We start from the raw sequence: 19,981 nt of genomic DNA on the forward strand, positions 1-19,981 counted from the left end.
AATAAAATGAATATTAATATTGAAAACTACTACAGTACTAGAAAAAATGTTTTTGAAAGAATTCAAGATGCTGGTACTGCAACCAAAGTACTCATGTCATTAATGATGGCATGTTTTACTGGTATAATGGCACAAATAATTATTCCATTACCATGGACTCCAGTTCCAGTTACTGCTCAAACATTTGCAGTATTATGTTCTGGTTTATTATTAGGTAAAAAATATGGATGTCTAAGCCAAATTTTATATGTTGTTTTAGGTGTAGCATTTATTCCATGGTTTGGAGGAATGACCGGTGGATTTGAAACATTACTCGGATCAACTGGCGGATTCCTTATTGGATTTATTATTGCATCCTGCTTTATCGGAACAATAACTGAAAAATATGCTGATGCTCGTAATTTCAAAAAAATGGCGGCTGTAATTGGTATTGCAAATTTCTCATTAATTTACATTCCAGGACTTTTAGGCCTTGCATTATGGTTAAACTTAACTCAAGGCACAAGCGTTGGTATTGTTGATCTTTTAATGATGGGACTTGTACCATTTATCGCCGGAGATATTGTAAAAATATTAGGTGCGGCATCCGTGTCCAAAGTATTTTTACCAAAAGAATAAGGTTATTTCAACCTTTCTTTTTTTATTTTATTTTTATTGATTATAATGAAACTTATTTTAAGAGGACATCATTTATTGTGTCTTAAAGGTTTTCAAGGCTATGGATACGATGAAAAATTTACAAAAAACATGACTGATATTAATTCAAAGCGAAAATCACCAGAGACAGTTATTAAATTAACAAACTCTCCTGACGATATTTGTAAAGCATGTCCCAATTTAAGAAACAATATATGTGAGAATGAAGCTCAAAATGATAAAATTGTTTTAATGGACGATCAAGTATTGGAAAAATTAGATTCCTCAAAAGAATATAATTCAGTTGAGCTATTTAAAAGAATTGAACATATTTTTAATACAAAAGAGAGTGTTTGTGAAATTTGCTTTAACTGCATATGGCATGAGAAATGTTTATTTTATCAAAAGATTGGAAAACGAATTTAGTTTCTCGATTTAATTTCATAATTTTATATCTAAAATTCTTCAAAATCCCCTAAGATTATAAAAGCAGTTAAAAAAAAAAACTTAGAAGATTATAATATTATAGAATTAATTTTTCAAATTTTCCAATCCGGTTATTTCTAGGTTTTAAAAATGGAGATGCAATTGTAATAAAAATCGGAGAATATCTTTTCATCACATTTGTTAAATTATAATCCCCAGTCATTTTAAACATTGGACAAATCATTTCAAAGTCTTCGGTTTCATTTATACCCCATCTAAATACAGCTCCAGTCTGTTTTACAGTGTCATGTTTCTTTTGGTTTTTTACCATCCAATGAGTCATTAATTCTAAAAGCAGTTCAACTTTTCCAAAACTTTCAGAAATCTTAAAAAACAAATTTTTTACATCTTCTTCAGATAAATACATTAAAAAACCTTCAGCTATAATCAGTACATTATCTTTATTTTCAATTTTATCAATCCAACAAAAATCAAGTGCTGAAGTAGGAATATCTGTAACTCTGTCTTTTTTATCTATGAGCTTATCCCTTAACGAAATTATATTTTCAAAATCAATATTATACCAATTTATTTTACCGTTATCGACCCTACTAAATCTATCATCCAAACCGCATGCTAAATTAACAACAGAACATTCCGGATTATTTTTAATATATTTAGAAACCTCATCATCCAATATAATAGTTCTTGCCGCACATCCCCAAAAGTTCATTTTATTTTTAGATTCTTTAAATCGTTCTTTAAAATTGTAATCAAGATTTTTAACAATTCCTATTGCAGTTTTATCATAGAATGCAGGATTTTTTCTATTGCTTTCCAATGCTCTCGAATATAATGGAACTAGCATTGTTTCACTAACACCAGACAGATTTACTTTTTCTTTCATGAAAACACCTCTTCAAATTATAATATTTAGGTATACCTAAATTTTTAATTCATCATATATAATCTTTTCACTAAAAATAATCCATAATTGATTCAATCCATTATTTAACAGGATGTTTAATAATATGATTTTAACAACTTCTAAAATAGATTAATATATTTTGAGGAAACCTATGCCTAGATTTACGGGTATAAAATGTGATATTCACAAATTTTATAATAAAAAGAGAATTAAATGATATTTTAATATCATTTAAAAGTTTAAAGAAATTATTATCAACCAATGAATTCCCAATTAGTCTGGATCACTTGCAGACCCTTCAGAATAAGTTTCAGTTGTCGGAACCAGTTTCAACTTTCCGTTATCATCCAACATCCAGAGATAAACCACATCATCATGCCTTTCATTTAAACTAGAATCAGACTCATGGAAATTATCTGACGAATAGAAATAACAGGATAATGCCAAACCAATTATTAAAACACCAATAATTAATATTAAAAACTTTGAATTGAACATTTAAGAATTCCCCCAAATATTATTGAAGTGATAATATGAAACAGTATATTTTATTAAGAGTATTGGATGATGTATATTCGCAATATAATTTTCTTAAGATCATATGTTTCCAATTGAATTCCAAACACCTAATAAATCATATTCTTTAGCATGATATTATCCTGAATATTACTAACAACAATATATTATCATTAGATGAACTAACCCCACTCCAATGTAAAATTACAATAATTGTAAAAATTAAAAAGACTTTCCTATTTAATCACGTGACCCTTTTTTAAGTAATAGAAATTTTTAGTTAAATATCTTTTCTTTAATAATACTAATAAATCATTAATTAAAATAGTTATCCAACTAATAATTTTGTATATAAATTATAATATATAAACATATTTCAATACATTTTTTATAAATGTTATTAAAAAATAAATATATTTTAATATATTTAAATAATAAACTAAAAAATAATAAAATAATATAAATTTATAATATATTCATAAATACCATTCAATATAAAGATATTTAATAAATTTGAAAAATAAAATTAAACAATTAAAATACAAAAAACATATTAGTAAATATTTAAAAAAAAGTAGTAAAAAATATTTTAAATTGAATATTTTTAATCAAAATATTCAAAAAATCAAATGAAAAAATATAAAATTTAGAAATATTTATAATTAAATCATATCTTAAAAAAAATATTTTTTAGGGGATATGCAAATGAGAAAGAACTATTTTTAGAAGACAATAATGATGATGAAATTATCAATATTGAAGATGAAGAAATAAAAAGTGAAACTGACAATGGAACATTTGCTGCATTGGAAAATAAAATCAACGCAGGATACGGTTCCACAATAACATTAGAAAATGATTATGAATATGAGGAATCTGGATATAGTTCTGGAATAGAAATTACTCAGGATATAACTATTGATGGGAAAGGTCATACAATCGACGCCAAAGGACAAACAAGAATTTTCGATGTGGAAGCAGGCAAGGTAACATTGAAAAATATTACTTTTAAAAATGGAATGCAAAACTTCTTTTTTGGTGGTGGAGCCATTCTCTGGAAGTCACTTGATGGAATCATTACTAATTGTACTTTTATAAATAACTATGCTCCGTCTGGTGGAGCAATTCGCTTGGAAGCCTGGGACAATACAATATCTGATTGTACTTTCATAAGAAACACTGCCAATCAAGGAGGAGCTATAAATTTGAATACAACTAATTACGCTTCAATTTCCAATTGTGTTTTTGTGAATAATGATATTTACTCAGTGCAAGGTGATGGATGTAAAATAAACAACAATATTTTCATGAGTTGTTCAATTGGTTTTGACTTTACTCGAAATTATAATATTGATAATAATTGGTTTGGGAATAATGCAAGTAATTATACTTATAAACCAAATGAGTTTTGTAATAATTGGTTGTTTTTAAATGCAACAACAGATCCCAACACAGTTTCAGTTTCAAACACTGCAGACATTATCTTTAAATTATATGCCTATAATTCAACTTCAGGAAACATCTCTAAATATGATAATGCGCCATTTAAAAATCTTAATTTAACAATCACTGCAACAAATGGTAATATTGATAAGAATATTGCTAAATTAGGAGAAACTATCAAATATACTGCTTCCAGTGTTGGAACTGGCAATGTATCTGCCAAAGTGGAAAATGTAGAATATACAATTGGATTAGACATCATTCCAATAGAAACTAAGCTTATACTTAATTCGACTGATACAATTATTGATAGCATCAGTACTGTTGGCATCAATGTAACTGATATTAATAATAATCCTTTAAGTGGTGTTGTTAAATTAACAATCAAAGATAATAAAGGTAATGAATACAACACTACTGTAACAGTGAAAACTGGCATTACTACTTACATATATCCTGCAGATAAAACAAATATCAGTAAAATTGTAAATATAACTGGTTTTTATCTTGGAAATGATACTTTAGGGTATGTTGATTCTCCAGTAGCAGAAACCAAATTTAGGGTTGATAAACTTAACGCTACTGTAAACCTTGTAGTAAACAATTACACAATCAGAAACTTCTCAGTAAACATTACAGTAACTGGTAAAAATACTGACAGAATAGTAGAAAATGGTAGTTTAATAATCTATGCAAATAGAGAAAAAATTGACGAGATAAATATTACAGATGGTAAAGCTGAAAATATATTATTAAATATCACCAAAATAGGAAATTATGAATTATCAGTTGCATATAGTGGAAATAACGTATTCAATGAAAACAATACTTTTTCAAAAAATGTAACTGCTATAAAAATAAGTACTATTATTTCAGCAAATAACATTATCACTACTTATAACACTGATAAATACTTAGAAATTACTTTATTAGATAGTGAAAAAAATCCATTAAACAATGCAACATTATCTGTTGACTTGAATGGGGCTAAAAAATACACAACTTATAAAAATGGACAAATAAAAATAGCATTAGGTAGTTTAGTTCCGAAAACATACACTGCAAAAGTAAGTTTTGCCGGAAATGATATTTATAGTCCCTATTCTACCAGCTTTAAGGTTGTAGTTGAAAAAGCGACACCAACAATAACTGCAAAAACAAAAATCTTTAAATTTGAGGACAAAACCAAAAAATACACTATAACTCTCAAGAACAACAAAGGAATTGTAATGAAAAACACAAAAGTTACTTTAACTATTAATGGAAAAACCTACACTGCAACAACAAACACTAACGGTGTAGCAACTTTCAAATTTAATAAATTGAATAAAAAAGGAACATATACTGCATCTATCACATATTCAGGAGATAAATATTACAACAAACTAATCAAAAAAGCTAAAATAAAAATAAAAGCACCTGCCTGGAAAACAGTAGCAAAAGGTAGCAAAAATAAGGCAATAGTTAAAAAAATTCAAAAGACTTTGAAAAACAATGGATACTACCTTAAGTACAATGGAAGATACTTGAAAATAGATGGAATTTTCCAAAAATATACTCAAATTGCCGTAAAACATTTCCAAAAAGCAAATAAACTTAAAACAACTGGAAAAGTAGATTACAAAACTGCTAAAAAACTAAAAATAATTTAAAATAAGGACTTTAAACTCCTTATTTTATTTTTTTATTTAATCAAATATTTATCAGATATCATTTTTAATATAATCAATATTATTGCAAATATAACTTAAAATAAATTCCGTGCTTTCATTATCTGTATTTAATCAATGCTGACTATTGATTCATTTACACAATTGAATATCAGACCCATATTTAATTTTTGAATAAATGCATTAAAAATATTCAATTAAAACTTAAAAAATATTATTTTTCCATATCTCTGAAATATTTTTCAATAATTGTATTGTCTTCTTTTGTGAATTTTATTTTTGAACTTTCAATTATAAAATTTGAAAATTGTGGGTTTTTTTCAATCCATTTTTCAACAGCTTGCACATAATCATACTCATCTTTTCGTATAGCTTGTCTTTCTTCCCAATTTATATCTAACCATTGCTAATATAACTTCTTATCATGTTTTTCTAAAAATATCTCCCATTTACCTATGTCAATCCAATGTAAAATGGGTATGGGAAGATATCCTTCGTGTTTTTCTAATTTATCTTTATTTTTAATTATTTCTACAATATTAATTTCTTTCATAATAACCCATCCAGTAAAATAACAATTGCTTTCCTATTGATTGGATCAGATTTATAAACTATATATTATGTATTTTTTCCAAGTAATAATTCATGTTCTCGAGCATGTCCTGAAATTTACCATGAGAACAACGACCATTTAATGCTAATCCTTTTGTATTTTCATTTCCTAAAACTGTAATTTCCGTTTTGAATAATTTCATTAAAAATATTCAATTCAAACACTGCTAAATTTTTCCTTAAAATTGCATTTAAAGAGTTTATTTTTCTTTATTAAAAAAATTTGTGAGGACATAATTTTTATACCTAAATTAGGAGCATATTTCCTTAAATTAATTAACATAACAATAATATTAATATTTATTTTTCATCAATTCCAAGGAATGGAATTCTTAACTAAACAGTCTATATGTACTCACAGCTAATAAAATTCATTAAATATTTTAATTTTATGATGTTCGCCAAAAATCTAAAATTAATTTTTGAAACTGATTAAAAATACTTCAATTCAAAAACAAAGAAAAATTTGCATCGAAAAAATTACTTTTGGTGGACATTCTTTAAAAGACTCATTTAACCAATGATATTTAATAAGTTATTAAATGAATTAAACTCATATTTTTCAACAAATCCGCATAATAATGTCTGTCAAAACTCAAAAATTACTATTTGATAAACACATGATGATTTAATTGTAAAATAAAGGAAATTTTGCATAGTTTAATTTACTTTTGGCAGATACACATGAATAAAAAAGAAAAAAAGTATTAAGTTCCAATAAATGGAAAAATAACCGATAGCTATAAATAGTACATTATAAATATATATTAAATGTTGTATATGTTACAGCATGTATAGTCCCGTAGGGTAGTGGTAATCCTTCTAGGCTTTGGACCCGGAGACGGCGGTTCGACTCCGCTCGGGACTATTACTTTTAATAACTTTTTTTACTTGATATCTTATGGAAAAATTGTTACTTATTGGAATTGATACAAGAAGCATGATTAACAGTGCACTCCAGCTTGATTTCGAACTATTTTCCACCAGTTATTTTTCAACTTCAGACACACCAACCATTAAAAATCAAAAAATTATTTTAAAGGAAAAGTATGGTGAAAGTTGCGGTGCTTTTGAAAATCAGTTTAGTAACCTCGACATTTTAGAATTTTCAAAAGATTATCTTGATGAAGTTGACTATATCATTCCCATTTCCGGTGTGTCTCCAAGTGATTTTTCTAAAAGACACAAAAGGAAAATTTTGGGAACAACTAATGTTTGTGATATTGAAAACAAATTTAAATTTTTCAAAAAGATCAAAAATGAATTCTTAACTCCCATGACTTTTAAGTTGTCTGATGTAGATGAAGCAATTGAAATTGATAAGAGTTATCCGAATAGTCAATTTATTTTGAAACCTGTAAAAGGAAGTGGTGGATATAATATAAATCTCTTAAATAATGTAAGTGATTTTCAATTTAATGATAGCGAATTCATTTTGCAAGAATATGTTACAGGAATCAATGTAAGTTCATCAATTTTATCAACTGCCCATGCTGCAAAAACAATAATGAACTCAAGATTACTTACACTGAATGATTTTGGAAAACAAGATAATTTCATATACGCTGGAAACATACTGCCCTTAACCAATGAATCAGTAATGGCAGAATTTAATGGAATAGATGACATTATTAAAGAGATGAATGAAACTTCAGAGAATTTGGCACTTGAATTTAATCTCCTCGGTTCTAATGGTGTCGATTATATCATTAATGAAAAAGGACTGTATGTAATTGAACTTAACCCAAGACTTCAAGGTACATTTGAATGTGTGGAAAAAACACTTGGAATAAATATGCTTGATGCACACATTAAAGCATGCAGAGGTGAACTTGTTGATATTCCCGAACCAAAATGTTATTCCTATAAAAAAATTATCTACTCACCAACAAGAATGAAATACGAAAAAATAAATTTGGATAACATTTATGACCTGCCGCACATAGGATCAATAACTGAAAAATCAGAACCATTACTCACAATCATAGACAGCGATAAGGATTTTAAAAAATTATACGAAAAAGTAGAATTAGCTAGTGAACTAATTAATAAGAAAGCTAAATTACACCAATCAGATATAAAATAAATAATATAACTCCAATTGTAATCATAAATGTAGTTATAATCATTGCTCGTGTCATCCAGATAAATATTTTAGCCTTATTGTCCGGATCTTTCATAAATTGGTCAATTGGATTTCTTTTCATGTTTGCACCGTTCTTTAAAAAATTTCTAGTAAAAAAATTTATTACAGTAAATAAATTATAATAGCTTATTTTAAAAATAAACAATATTTTAAACTTTAATTAAAAAAAATAATAAAAAATAGAAGAAAATGAAAAGAATAAGAATTATTCTGCATTTTCTGCAGCAGCTGCTTCAGCAGCAGCTTTTTCGTTCTTCTCAATAGTTGATCTAATCATTTTCAATCTTACGAAGTTTTCCCTTTCCATTTCTTGGAGTCTCATATCAATATACTTTTCAGTATTTTGGAATCTAGGAATCATAATATGTTCTAAAGCATTTACTCTACGTTTAGTAGCTTCAATTTCTTCAGCAAGTAAGAAAATAGTTTTTTCTACTTCCCCAAGTTCAATTAAATACTTTAATGATTCCTCGAATTTCTTAGCAGCTTCGTCTAACTGGATAGTGGTATCAGAAAATCCATAACCTCTGTCAATAATAGATCTTTCCTCCATTTTAACATTGGTTACAGGCACAGCAACACCCATAACACTTCTTGATGTAATTTCCACATCAATAGATTCTTTAACAGATAATGCTGCTTTTCTGACAGCTAAATCACCCATTGCAATTTGAGCTTCAAGTAAAGCATCATTTGCTTCTTTAAGACTTTGTTCTGCGTTTTCACGAATACCTTTGACACGATCCAAGATATCAAAAAACTCTTTAATTAAAGCATCCCTTTTTTCCTTGAGCAAACCATGCCCTTTGATAGCAAGTTTAGTTCTGTTTTTAAGAGATAACAATTCCATACGAGTTGGATTAATTCCATCTATAATATCTTGTGCCATTTAATCACCTACATTACTGTAATGAGATTATTCATCTTTAGGAAGGTATTGTTCAATGAATTCTTCTTTAACCCTTTTGAGCTCGGATTTAGGTAAGATTTTGAGTAAATTCCAACCAAGATCCAAAGATTCGAAGATAGATCTATCTTCATCTTTACTTTGGGTAATGAATTGGTCTTCAAATGCTTGAGCAAATTCTAAGAATTTTTGATCTCTTTCAGTAAGTGCTTCTTCCCCTACAACCGCAACTAAATCTCTTAATTCACGACCTTCTGCATATGCAGAATAGAGTTGGTCAGATACACCACTGTGGTCATCTCTTGTTTTGTCTCCACCAATACCACCACTCATCAAACGGGAAAGTGAAGGAAGCACATCTACAGGAGGATAAATACCTTTTCTTGAGAGTTCCCTACTTAATACAATTTGTCCTTCAGTAATATAACCAGTTAAATCAGGAATTGGGTGGGTAATATCGTCTTGAGGCATGACCAAGATAGGCATTTGAGTAATTGAACCTTCTTTACCGTCGATACGTCCTGCTCTTTCATAAATACCTGCAAGGTCTGTGTACATGTAACCAGGATAACCTCTTCTTCCAGGTACTTCTTCTCTTGCTGCGGAAATTTCCCTTAAAGCTTCGCAGTAGTTAGTCATATCAGTTAAGATAACTAACACTTGCATGCCTAAGGTAAATGCGTAGTATTCAGCAGTAGTTAAAGCCATTTTTGGAGTTAAGATTCTTTCAATAGCAGGGTCGTCTGCTAAGTTCATGAATACTGTTAATTTTTCTAATGCTCCAGTACGTTCGAAGTCTCTCATGAAGAAGTTTGCTTCTTCGTTAGTAATACCCATAGCTGCAAAAATTACTGCAAATTCATCATCAGCACCTAATACTTTAGCTTGTCTAGCGATTTGTACAGCCAAGTCATTGTGAGGTAAACCAGATCCTGAAAAGATAGGAAGTTTTTGTCCTCTCACTAATGTGTTCATTCCGTCAATGGTAGAGATACCAGTTTGAATAAATTCTTCAGGGAATTCACGGGAAGCAGGGTTCATAGGAGCCCCATTAATATCTAATTCTTCATCAGGAATAATTTCAGGTCCACCGTCAATTGGTTTACCGATACCGTTAAAAATACGTCCCATCATGTCTCTGGATACGCCAATTTTTGCGGTTTGACCAGTAAATCTGGTTTTAGTATCTTTAGTGTTCAAGTCAGTGGTTCCTTCAAATACTTGGATAACAGCAACATCTTTAGTTACTTCAAGAACTTGTCCACTTCTTTTTTCACCAGTAGGTGTTTCAATATCTACAATTTCATTGTAACCAACGCCTTCTACTCCTTCAACAACCATTAAAGGACCTGAGACTTCGGATACAGTAGTATATTCTCTAGTTTTAATATTTGTATTCATATTTAAGCCTCACTGCATTGTTTTACAACTGCAGCTTGAATATCTGCAATTTTTGCATCAAATTCATCTTGTGGTATGTATTTCATTTTACCAATTTCTTCTTTAACAGGTAAAGCTGCAATAGTTGCAATTGGAGCTCCTCTGTTAACAGCTGCAAGAGATTCTTTGTAGAATAAGAGAATAGTTTTTAACATTTGGTATTGTTTAGTAGGAGCACAGTAAGTGTCTACATCGTCAAATGCATTTTGTTGTAAGAAGTCTTCTCTTAACATACGAGTTGTTTCTAAAGTAGCTTGGTCAGTTTCAGGTAAAGCATCAGGACCAACTAATTGTACAATTTCTTGTAACTCAGATTCTTTTTGCAATAAACCCATAGCTTGGTCACGGGTTGCTCTCCAGTCTGCAGCTACATTATCAGCCCACCAGCCTTCAATACTGTCCACATATAATGAATAACTTTGTAACCAGTCAATTGAAGGGAAGTGACGTTTATCTGCAAGAGATGCATCTAATGCCCAGAACACTTTACAGATACGTAATGTGTTTTGAGTAACAGGTTCAGATAAGTCCCCACCAGGAGGAGATACTGCACCAACAACAGAAATAGATGCTACATGAGGTTCGGAACCAATAGTTTCTACTCTTCCTGCTCTTTCGTAGAATTGAGCTAATCTGGATGCTAAGTATGCCGGATAACCTTCTTCCCCAGGCATTTCTTCTAATCTTCCAGAAATCTCCCTCATAGCTTCAGCCCATCTGGAGGTTGAATCAGCCATGAGCGCTACATCGTAACCTTGATCACGGTAATATTCAGCAATAGTAATACCTGTGTATACACATGCTTCACGAGCTGCTACTGGCATGTTTGAAGTGTTTGCAATAAGAACAGTTCTGTCCATTAATGGGTTACCAGTTTTAGGGTCGTCAAGGAATGGGAATTCAGTAAGTACTTCAGTCATTTCGTTACCACGTTCTCCACATCCAATGTATACAACGATATCTGCATCTGCCCATTTAGCTAATTGTTGCTGTGTAACAGTTTTACCGGATCCGAAAGGACCAGGAATAGCTGCCGCTCCACCTTTAGCTACAGAGAAGAAAGTATCTTGTGCTCTTTGACCAGTTACTAAAGGTACATCTGGATCTAATTTTCTTACATAAGGACGGCTTTTTTTAACAGGCCATTTTTGGAGCATTTGTACTTTTTGTCCACCAACTTCAGCAATGTCCTCTAAAATGGTGTATTCACCTTCAGCTGCAATTTCAGTAACTTCACCTTCAAGTGCAGGAGGAACCATGATTTTGTGCAATACTGCAGAAGTTTCTTGTACTTCACCAAGTACATCTCCAGCTTTTAAGACATCTCCGACTTTAGCAACAGGTTTGAATTCCCATTTTTTCTCTTTATTAATGGAATCTACATCAATACCTCTAGCAATGAAATCACCAGAAGCTTCTCTGATAATTCTTAAAGGTCTTTGAATACCATCAAAAATGGAACTCATTACACCAGGACCAAGTTCTACGGATAATGCTCCACCAGTACATTCAACTACTTCACCAGGTTGGATACCTGCTGTTTCTTCATATACTTGGATAGTAGCAGTGTCACCTTCAAGCTCAATAATCTCTCCAATAAGCTTTTCGTTACCTACCCTAACCATCTCAAGCATCTGAGCCCCTCTCATACCATCTGCGACAATAACAGGCCCAGCAATCTTAATAATATTTCCTTCAATAATCATTTAACCATCTCTACCCCGATAACTCTTCTAATAAGGTCATTTATTTGATCAGATGATCCTTCAGAGGACCCATCTTTACCAGGTATTTCAATTATCATTGGTAAAACACTTGAACCAATTTTCCTATTAATATGTTCTCTTATTTCATTTGCCATTAATTGAGTAATGATAATAATTGAAATTTCGTCTTCTAAAAATTTATCAAAAGCTGCAATAGCTTCCTCAGAAGTTTTTACAACAACTGCCTGTTTGACACCACCAAGTCTAAAACCAGAAACGGTGTCAATATCACCAATAACTGCTACTGAACTCATATTAACATCTCCATGATTTTAGCATTAGGGAAATCAACTTCTCTTTTTGCTCTTGCAATAATTTTTAAATTTTTAATTTCATTTTCTTTTTGACTTAAATAACCAATAATTGGACCAATACCTAATGGTTTTTTAGATGCTAAAGATTTTGAATATTCGGAAGCATAAACATCCAATGCTTTTTCAAATACTGCAACTGAGCCAGTTTCATTGTAAACTGGAACCACATCAGTTAATGCACTAGAATATTTGGTACCTTCCAATCCAGACACTACATTTGTAACATCAGGAGATTCCATTAAATCTTTAAGTTTCCATTCACGTAATTGGTATCCTTCATCTAATATATAAGGAGAGATTGCATCATAATCAAGGCCATCTTCTTTAGCCCTTATAATTAGTTTAAGATTAGTTACATCCACTTGAGTTCCAACATATGCATATAAAATTTGTTTATTTTCATCAGAAGGAACATCAGTAGAACGTAATAATTTGCCCAAGTAATATTTATCTAAAGCAGATTCTAATGGAAGAATCATGTTAGTATTTTCATATTGTGGAAGAGCATCTTCTAAAACTGCAGCATATTCTGTGTTATCCAAACTTGTAACAATATCAGTTACATTTTCAGCATCAGCTAAAGATTCTAAGTCATTATATAAAGCACCACAAGGAATTAATAATTCTTTGGTTTCATCAGCATCATAACCGACTTCTTTTGCAGTTAAAAGACTTTTGATATTGTCAATATCTGCTTTTTTAGACATTACTGCGAAAGGAGCTTTAATATCTTTAGGAGCTAATCTTGCAATAAACTCGTAAGTATTAGCACGTTCAACATCTAATGCTTTATCAAGGGGATATTCATCTAAAACATCAGCATATTCAGGAACACCTTTGAGATAATTTTCAACTTCTTCAATATTGCTGGTTTCAACAATTTCAGAAATTTGTTTTTCATCAAACAATCTTCCTTTTCTAGCTCTTACTCTTGCACTTGGATTAAGATAAGGATAAATGTCCAAAATTGGTCTAGATGTAATGATTACTACTACTGCACCAACAACAAGTAATGAGATTACACAGAGCACTAAGAATGTTTCTTGTGTAAGTCCTACAGAACTTATCAAAGTAGCAATTTGATCTGCCATAATTTATCCTCCCAATTTATTTAAATAATACATTAGCAACTTCACTACGTAAGATACTTTTAAATCTATCTAATCTTGCTTCAATAGTGTTATTTACTTCAATATCTCCATTATTAGTTTTTAAGACTGCTCCACCAATAGTATTGATAGGTTCACCTAATTCGAATTTGATTCCTTCAATTTCGAAAGCATTACCTGAAGATATTTCACTTTTAAATTGATTTGTGTCAGCTTCATTTAATTGGATAATTAAATCATCACCGCCAATTTCATCAGCAGCTTCTTTAATCATTTTAATTAATGAATCTTCATAATCTGCACTTCTGGAAGAAGCTTTTTCTTTTAATTCACCAACAGCTTGACTGAAAGCAGCTTCGATTACTTCTTCTTTAGCGCCTAATTTTGCTCTACGAGCATTCATCTTAGCTTCAGAGATAATTTGCTGATATCTCATATCAGATTGTTTTTTACCATTTTCTAAGATTCTTGTTTTTTCAACTTCAGCAGTTTTATCAGCTTTTGCCTGAATAGCTGAAACTTCTGCATTAACCTCTTGAATGATTACATCAGCTTTCTCTTGGGCTTCAGACATAATGCTTGAAACAATTTTATCTGTGCCTGAGCTCATATAAATTGCCTCCTTAACCTAAGATTCCACCGAATACCATAAGTAAAATAGCAATCAAGAAACCGTAAATAGCTTGTGTCTCTGGTAATGCAGAGAAAATAATACCACGAGCAAACATATCATTGTCTTCAACAATAGCACCAACAGAGGATGCTGCTGCCATACCTTGTCCCATACCGGAACCTAAACCGGCAAAACCAATAGATGCACCTACACCTATAGCTACAATACCGGCTTCAGTAGGTAATCCTTGACCTCCACCTAATAATCCTGAGAATACTAATAATAAGATTGCAACCAAGAAACCGTAAATAGCCTGAGTTTCTGGTAATGCAGAGAAAATAATACCTCTTGCAAACATGTCATTGTCTTCTGCCACTGCTCCTACAGAACCAGCAGCTGCCATACCTTGCCCTAAACCGGAACCTAAACCGGCAAATCCAATTGCTACTCCAGCACCAATAGCTGCTAAAGCAGTACCTAAAGCAATTTCTACCATATTTAATTCACCTTTGAAATAATATTGATTTTATAATTTAATTTAAGATATAAATGAAAAATTTTTGATTTATTTAAGTTTTGTAAATGTCCTATTTGCTTTAAAAGCTTCGAATTTTCCTTTACCACTCATAAAGAATTGTGAGAAAAATTCTACATAGTTAAGACGTAAAGAATTAATAAATGCACCTAATACCTGGAAAGCAAAGTTTGCAATATGTCCAAATATAAAGACAAATATCGCAAGTACTATACCTACATGCGGAACCATGTTGTTTAACATTTGCGCTAAGATGTTTACTGTCATAGCAATACCACCAGTAGCCAAACATAATGCTAAAAGACGTGCGTAAGATAAAACATCTCCCATGTAACCGAAAATATCCATAACACCATATGCGCCATTAGCCCATACCAACATTCCAATAGTTGCAATAATTAAAATTCCACCTAAAGCCATGCCAACCATGCCGATTGCAGGCATCATGTAACCTAAAGCGAGGAGAATAATACCAGCTTCGAAAACAAACCAGCAGAGCTGAGATCCAATAGCTTCTTTCACATTACCGTATCTCAAGTTGTCAATAGCACCAAGTAAAAATCCAACATTAGTGTAAAGAAGACCGACTCCGATAGCTATTAATAAAATAGTATCAGGATGTTTGAATGCTTCGACTGGAGCAAATACAGTTGGTAAACGGAATCCTGCAATTCTTTCTGGGAAGTCCCCAATAAAACCATTAGTTAACAAACCTAAAATAACAGCCCATAGACCAGCCCAAACCAAAATCCATCCAAATGAACGCATAGATTCTTTAACTTTACCTAAACCTCTAATAATTACTACACCAATTGCAGATACAACTAACCCATAAATTGCATCGGTTAAGCAGAAACCGAAGAAGAACGGGAATGTAATTGCAACAAATATTGTTGGATCAATTTCGTTGTAACGTACTGGAGAGTACATATCTACGAGGAATTCGAAAGGTTTTGCATACCATCCATTTTGTTGTAAAATAGGAACATCTTCATCATCTGTACCTTCAATTTCAATTGTTTCAAAGGCACAATGTCCCTCAGAACTTTTTTCAACTAATTGTTCAACTTCCTCTGTATCTTTTACAGGTACCCATGCCTCAAGAACATAAGCATCTTTAGTTTGAACAAAAGATGAAAGAATTTCGTTCTTATCTTTTTCATTTTCTAATTGTTCTTTGAGAGCTAATATTTCATCATCCCATTGTTCAGCGACTGCTCTTAATTCTTTTTTAACAGCAGCACGTTCTGATTCAATAGTCAATAAACGAGAATCAGCACTTGAAATAATATGTTGAGGAGTGCCTTCAACATTAGCTACTTCAATTTTCTCAAAGTCGAATTTACGAAGTGTTGAATAAACATCATCACTAAATTCTTTTAATGTCACTACAGCAATGACTTCACCGTCATCATCATCCATAGGAACAGTAAATATTTCTAATTCATCAGTCAAGTTACTTAATTCATTTTTGATTTCTGAAGTAGATTCAGCATTAATCCTTCCAACAGTAGTAGAAGTGTACTTTGAATCTTTTAAAAGCGCTAAATCCATGTCAAAATGAGATAAACGTTTAGCCAAACTTTTATTAGACTTTAGTTCACTTGTTTCTGAGTCGAGTGCAGCAAGTTTGCCTTCAATAACACTTGTCTTACTTTCCACCTTAGCTAAAGTTTCTTCAGCTTTTTCAATAAAAGCAGGAGTATCCAATTTTTCTACTTCTTTTTGAACTGGCATATCAGGACTAATAAAAGACATTAAAGTGTCTTTTAACCCATGGCCTTCTGATATAGAATTTCCTAATAGTTCAGATATACCATTTGTTTTCATGAGAAGTGAAGATAACTTACCTGTGTAAGGTGTAGCTTTTGAAGGAGTTACTAATTCTGCTAATTCAGGATCTTGCTGAATGCTTTCAGAAATATCACTGACTTGTATAAGCCCTGATTCGTGGAGAGCATCCACTGTAGGTGCTACATACTTATCAAGTGTAACAATTCTAATTTTACGCATTCTAGCTGTCTTGAACATATAAACTCACACTACAATATATTTTTGACAATAATAGAAGCCGCTTCATCAACATTGCCCATAGCTTTATCTTTTAAAGATTTAACTTCAACTTTGGACTGTTCAGAGATAGATTGTGCTTCTTTTTTAGCTTTATCTTCTGCATCAAAAACAGTTTTTTGAGCTTCTTCTTCTGCTGAAATTTTAACTTCTGAAACGGATTCCTCAGCTTTTAAGTTTGCATCAGCAATCATATCTTTTGATTGCGCTTGTGAATCCGCAATAAGTTGTTCAGCATCAGATTCTGCTTTTTTTATCATTGCGATTGCGTCTGATATCTCTGCCATAATTAATCACCATGGTGAATTTAATTTTGTTGTGCAATATATATATCTTTTACTATTCAATATTTAAAATAATAGCTAAAATTAAAAATAAAAGAAAAAAAGTATTCAAAATGATAAATTCATATATAAAAGATAGATAAAAAAAAGAATGAAAGATAAATTAATTATCTATAAAACAATCTTAATATTTTAGGAGGTAATTTCTGTAAATAAGCAAGAATAGCAATTGCAATTATAATTACACCCACTAATGCGAACTCTAAGTTATATGGAAATGCAAGTAACATATATCCTGCAACAGCAATAATAATACCTTCAAAGAAGAAAACTGCCTTTGTCCAACTTGGATTGAACATGATAATCATGTAAGCAACAGCTATCATAATCAATATGATTGCAGTAGCAATGACATCTGTTGTTATTGGTTGATGTCTTAAGAATGGAAGAATTCCCCATATGATTAACAATAAAGAGACTAATACCCCTAGTAATTTGAACATTTTAATATTTGCCATGATAACACTACTTTTTATTTTAATTTCATAATATTTATATCATTTCATATAAAATTAATACATATGGAACGAGCAGTCTGGATAATTTTAAACAATAATTTTTCACTTACATTAGACAGTGAAATAAAAGATGAAAAAATAGTAAATAAAAGATTCTCACCGGGAAGTGATTTATGGACATCAGAACTCCCGCAATTAAGTTTTAGTGACGAAAATATTCAAAAGGATTATGATGAATTTATATCTGATATCATCTCATTATTCTCTGAACCAAGTGTTGATAAAATATTTATTGATGCAAAGATTGGTGAAGAATCCGAATATGTGAATGCTAAAAATCCATTAGTTATAAGAAAAATAGAAGAATATAGTGTGGATGAAATTATAGGATAGCTGTAGCTTTTTTTAATATTTCATCCATGCTGCTGAATTCCAAAGGATTACCTTCATCATCTAGACTCTCAGTAGTGATTAATACATTTGGAGAAGCCCATAAATATGAATAAGTAAAATAAATAACATTTACTATTAAAACTGGCCAAACATATGAAAGAGCAATTATTAAACAGATTGCATGGATTAAAATATTCCCATACCTTTTTTTACACATTAAAATATAATTGTTCTCAGTTTGAGTAATTTTGAATTTTTTTAAAGATAATTTTTGAGATATGTCATCCATATCTCTTGAATCGTTAGCAGACAATATAAAAAGTTTCATTTTAATCTTTGTATACTACAAAATCATTTAAATCCTTTCTTGGAGTCTCACGAGGTTCAACATTACCATACCCAAGAGGAGTGAATAGCACTACTTCTTCATTTTCATTTAATCCCAAGAATTTGTGTGCATAATTTTTCTTAAATGCACCGACATAGCATGTTCCAAGCCCTACGTCAGTAGCTGCAAGAATCATGTGGTCCATTACAATAGTGGCATCAATATCTGCAATGTTTTTAGAATCCCATGGTCTTACCCATGCTTCATTTCTTAATGCAACAACGGCCAATACATATGGCGCTTCAACAAACCATTTAGCTTTATAAATTTTAGATAATTTCTCTTTATATTTTTTAGAATCAATGACATAGACTTTAAAAGGTTGGTTGTTGACTCCTGTCGGAGCTATTGTTGCTGCTTTTAATACAAATTCTAGTTTTTCTTGTTCTACTTCTTTGTCTAAGTATCCTCTGACACTGTATCTTTCATTTATCACATCTATAAATTCCATGTTATTTACCTCTTTGTTGGTATATTACGTCATCAAGATCGCAAAATCTTCTAAATTCATCTTCATTCATTTTTTCTTCATGAATGTGTGCAATAATTCCTGGAATTCTACCAATTATAAATATTCCTAATCCCAAATCTGGAGTGAAACCTAAATCTGATAAAATAGCCGCATTTGCACCGTCCACATTAAGACGAATTTGCTTTTTTTGGTAAATTAGATCTTCAAGAGCTAATGCTAACTTTATATGAGGTCCAATAAAACCTTCTTTAATGACAATTTCCATTAATTTATCTGCTCTTGGATCAATATTATGATACCTATGACCAAAACCAGGTACTTTTTTATCTTTAAGTATATATTCTTGATAAATTTCAATAGCTAAACCAGCAATTTGTTTGTTATCAATTTCAGCATCATCAGTTAAGTACAATGAATTGATTTTTGATTGATATAAATCCATTGTTTTTTCAATAGCACCGGCATGCTTATGTCCAAAAGACAATAATGCACCGGCAACTGCTGAGTTGACTGGCGAACCTGAAGAGGTAACGATACGCGCTGTTTGAGTACTTGGTGGAGTCACACCATGATCACAAAATGAAACAAGAACATGATTAAATATTTTTCCTTCAATAATGGAAGGCAATCTTCCTTTTAAAAGTAAAAAAACCATATCACTGTATCTTATTTTTTCAATTAAATCTCTTTGATTATACCCTCTTGTTACGATTTTATCAGTTTCAACACGTGAAATCGCTGTTTTTAAAGAATGCCTATCAATTTTAAAATTATTTTCCTGCATTTTAAGCTACC

Annotated in this window: 24 protein-coding genes and 1 tRNA gene; 6 read left to right on the top strand and 19 right to left on the bottom strand. The window is 30.9% G+C overall.

The window, feature by feature from the left end:
- Positions 1 to 12: 12 nt before the first annotated feature.
- Both EDC42_RS08530 and EDC42_RS08535 read left to right on the top strand, forming a co-directional pair.
- Complete coding sequence (locus EDC42_RS08530) at positions 13 to 618, top strand: biotin transporter BioY (protein ID WP_083234862.1); 606 nt, start codon at positions 13 to 15, stop codon at positions 616 to 618.
- A 45-nt stretch (positions 619 to 663) separates the two neighbouring features.
- The gene (locus tag EDC42_RS08535) at positions 664 to 1,062 is read left to right on the top strand and encodes a DUF1284 domain-containing protein (protein ID WP_069574830.1); all 399 of its coding nucleotides are present in this window, start codon (positions 664 to 666) and stop codon (positions 1,060 to 1,062) included.
- A 97-nt stretch (positions 1,063 to 1,159) separates the two neighbouring features.
- On the opposite strand, the gene EDC42_RS08540 is transcribed toward EDC42_RS08535, so the two are convergent.
- Both EDC42_RS08540 and EDC42_RS08545 read right to left on the bottom strand, forming a co-directional pair.
- Positions 1,160 to 1,969: a class I SAM-dependent methyltransferase gene (locus EDC42_RS08540; protein ID WP_069574831.1), complete on the bottom strand. Its 810-nt coding sequence runs from the start codon at positions 1,967 to 1,969 to the stop codon at positions 1,160 to 1,162.
- Positions 1,970 to 2,263: 294 nt separating this feature from the next.
- Positions 2,264 to 2,488 carry a hypothetical protein gene (locus EDC42_RS08545; RefSeq protein WP_069574832.1) on the bottom strand — a complete coding sequence of 75 codons (225 nt, stop codon included), beginning with the start codon at positions 2,486 to 2,488 and terminating at the stop codon, positions 2,264 to 2,266.
- A gap of 824 nt (positions 2,489 to 3,312) precedes the next feature.
- Here EDC42_RS08545 and EDC42_RS09560 point away from each other — a divergent pair.
- Positions 3,313 to 5,601: a peptidoglycan-binding domain-containing protein gene (locus EDC42_RS09560; RefSeq protein ID WP_123833455.1), complete on the top strand. Its 2,289-nt coding sequence runs from the start codon at positions 3,313 to 3,315 to the stop codon at positions 5,599 to 5,601.
- A 232-nt stretch (positions 5,602 to 5,833) separates the two neighbouring features.
- Here EDC42_RS09560 and EDC42_RS09745 read toward each other — a convergent pair whose 3' ends face one another.
- Genes EDC42_RS09745 through EDC42_RS09515 form a run of 3 tightly spaced genes read right to left on the bottom strand, consistent with a single transcriptional unit; the run spans position 5,834 to position 6,374 of the window.
- Positions 5,834 to 5,965, bottom strand: coding sequence for a hypothetical protein (locus tag EDC42_RS09745; protein WP_255360558.1), 132 nt, complete (start codon positions 5,963 to 5,965; stop codon positions 5,834 to 5,836).
- 60 nt (positions 5,966 to 6,025) lie between these two features.
- On the bottom strand, positions 6,026 to 6,172 hold the full coding sequence (locus tag EDC42_RS09510) for a hypothetical protein (protein ID WP_158005574.1): 147 nt from the start codon (positions 6,170 to 6,172) through the stop codon (positions 6,026 to 6,028).
- Positions 6,173 to 6,230: 58 nt separating this feature from the next.
- The gene (locus EDC42_RS09515; protein WP_158005573.1) at positions 6,231 to 6,374 is read right to left on the bottom strand and encodes a hypothetical protein; all 144 of its coding nucleotides are present in this window, start codon (positions 6,372 to 6,374) and stop codon (positions 6,231 to 6,233) included.
- A gap of 653 nt (positions 6,375 to 7,027) precedes the next feature.
- Here EDC42_RS09515 and EDC42_RS08555 point away from each other — a divergent pair.
- Positions 7,028 to 7,099: transfer RNA gene (locus tag EDC42_RS08555), tRNA-Gln, on the top strand.
- Between the two features lie 33 nt (positions 7,100 to 7,132).
- On the top strand, positions 7,133 to 8,317 hold the full coding sequence (locus tag EDC42_RS08560) for an ATP-grasp domain-containing protein (RefSeq protein WP_069573520.1): 1,185 nt from the start codon (positions 7,133 to 7,135) through the stop codon (positions 8,315 to 8,317).
- On the opposite strand, the gene EDC42_RS09520 is transcribed toward EDC42_RS08560, so the two are convergent.
- The 11 genes from EDC42_RS09520 to EDC42_RS08610 form a co-directional block, all read right to left on the bottom strand.
- Complete coding sequence (locus tag EDC42_RS09520) at positions 8,289 to 8,438, bottom strand: hypothetical protein (protein WP_170151658.1); 150 nt, start codon at positions 8,436 to 8,438, stop codon at positions 8,289 to 8,291. The genes EDC42_RS08560 and EDC42_RS09520 overlap by 29 nt on opposite strands.
- Positions 8,439 to 8,582: 144 nt before the next feature.
- Positions 8,583 to 9,266, bottom strand: coding sequence for a V-type ATP synthase subunit D (locus EDC42_RS08565; RefSeq protein WP_069573519.1), 684 nt, complete (start codon positions 9,264 to 9,266; stop codon positions 8,583 to 8,585).
- A 27-nt stretch (positions 9,267 to 9,293) separates the two neighbouring features.
- Positions 9,294 to 10,685, bottom strand: coding sequence for a V-type ATP synthase subunit B (locus tag EDC42_RS08570; protein WP_069573514.1), 1,392 nt, complete (start codon positions 10,683 to 10,685; stop codon positions 9,294 to 9,296).
- 2 nt (positions 10,686 to 10,687) lie between these two features.
- Positions 10,688 to 12,430 (bottom strand): ATP synthase subunit A, encoded by a 1,743-nt coding sequence (locus EDC42_RS08575; protein WP_069573511.1) that lies wholly within the window; start codon positions 12,428 to 12,430, stop codon positions 10,688 to 10,690.
- On the bottom strand, positions 12,427 to 12,744 hold the full coding sequence (locus EDC42_RS08580) for a V-type ATP synthase subunit F (protein ID WP_069573507.1): 318 nt from the start codon (positions 12,742 to 12,744) through the stop codon (positions 12,427 to 12,429). The genes EDC42_RS08575 and EDC42_RS08580 overlap by 4 nt, the downstream gene beginning before the upstream one ends.
- Complete coding sequence (locus EDC42_RS08585; RefSeq protein WP_069573502.1) at positions 12,741 to 13,895, bottom strand: V-type ATP synthase subunit C; 1,155 nt, start codon at positions 13,893 to 13,895, stop codon at positions 12,741 to 12,743. Before EDC42_RS08585 ends, EDC42_RS08580 begins: the two co-directional genes overlap by 4 nt.
- 16 nt (positions 13,896 to 13,911) lie before the next feature.
- Entirely contained in the window at positions 13,912 to 14,523 is a 612-nt protein-coding gene (locus EDC42_RS08590) for a V-type ATP synthase subunit E (RefSeq protein WP_069573497.1), read from the bottom strand.
- 13 nt (positions 14,524 to 14,536) lie between these two features.
- Complete coding sequence (locus tag EDC42_RS08595; protein ID WP_069573492.1) at positions 14,537 to 15,022, bottom strand: V-type ATP synthase subunit K; 486 nt, start codon at positions 15,020 to 15,022, stop codon at positions 14,537 to 14,539.
- 69 nt (positions 15,023 to 15,091) lie between these two features.
- Entirely contained in the window at positions 15,092 to 17,092 is a 2,001-nt protein-coding gene (locus tag EDC42_RS08600; protein ID WP_069573487.1) for a V-type ATP synthase subunit I, read from the bottom strand.
- Between the two features lie 11 nt (positions 17,093 to 17,103).
- Positions 17,104 to 17,418, bottom strand: a complete 315-nt coding sequence (locus EDC42_RS08605) for a V-type ATP synthase subunit H (protein ID WP_069573483.1) — start codon at positions 17,416 to 17,418, stop codon at positions 17,104 to 17,106.
- Between the two features lie 164 nt (positions 17,419 to 17,582).
- Entirely contained in the window at positions 17,583 to 17,933 is a 351-nt protein-coding gene (locus EDC42_RS08610) for a hypothetical protein (protein ID WP_069573479.1), read from the bottom strand.
- A 63-nt stretch (positions 17,934 to 17,996) separates the two neighbouring features.
- On the opposite strand from EDC42_RS08610, the gene EDC42_RS08615 reads away from it, so the two are divergent.
- Complete coding sequence (locus tag EDC42_RS08615; RefSeq protein WP_069573474.1) at positions 17,997 to 18,326, top strand: hypothetical protein; 330 nt, start codon at positions 17,997 to 17,999, stop codon at positions 18,324 to 18,326.
- Here EDC42_RS08615 and EDC42_RS08620 read toward each other — a convergent pair.
- The 3 genes from EDC42_RS08620 to EDC42_RS08630 are packed head-to-tail and all read right to left on the bottom strand — an operon-like array spanning position 18,316 to position 19,970.
- Positions 18,316 to 18,654 carry a hypothetical protein gene (locus tag EDC42_RS08620; protein ID WP_069573469.1) on the bottom strand — a complete coding sequence of 113 codons (339 nt, stop codon included), beginning with the start codon at positions 18,652 to 18,654 and terminating at the stop codon, positions 18,316 to 18,318. The genes EDC42_RS08615 and EDC42_RS08620 overlap by 11 nt on opposite strands.
- Position 18,655: 1 nt before the next feature.
- Entirely contained in the window at positions 18,656 to 19,165 is a 510-nt protein-coding gene (locus tag EDC42_RS08625) for a nitroreductase family protein (protein WP_069573466.1), read from the bottom strand.
- A 1-nt stretch (position 19,166) separates the two neighbouring features.
- Entirely contained in the window at positions 19,167 to 19,970 is an 804-nt protein-coding gene (locus EDC42_RS08630; RefSeq protein ID WP_069573462.1) for a citryl-CoA lyase, read from the bottom strand.
- Between the last annotated feature and the right edge of the window lie 11 nt (positions 19,971 to 19,981).

The sequence above is a fragment of the Methanobrevibacter gottschalkii DSM 11977 genome, assembly GCF_003814835.1.
GTDB lineage: Archaea > Methanobacteriota > Methanobacteria > Methanobacteriales > Methanobacteriaceae > Methanocatella > Methanocatella gottschalkii.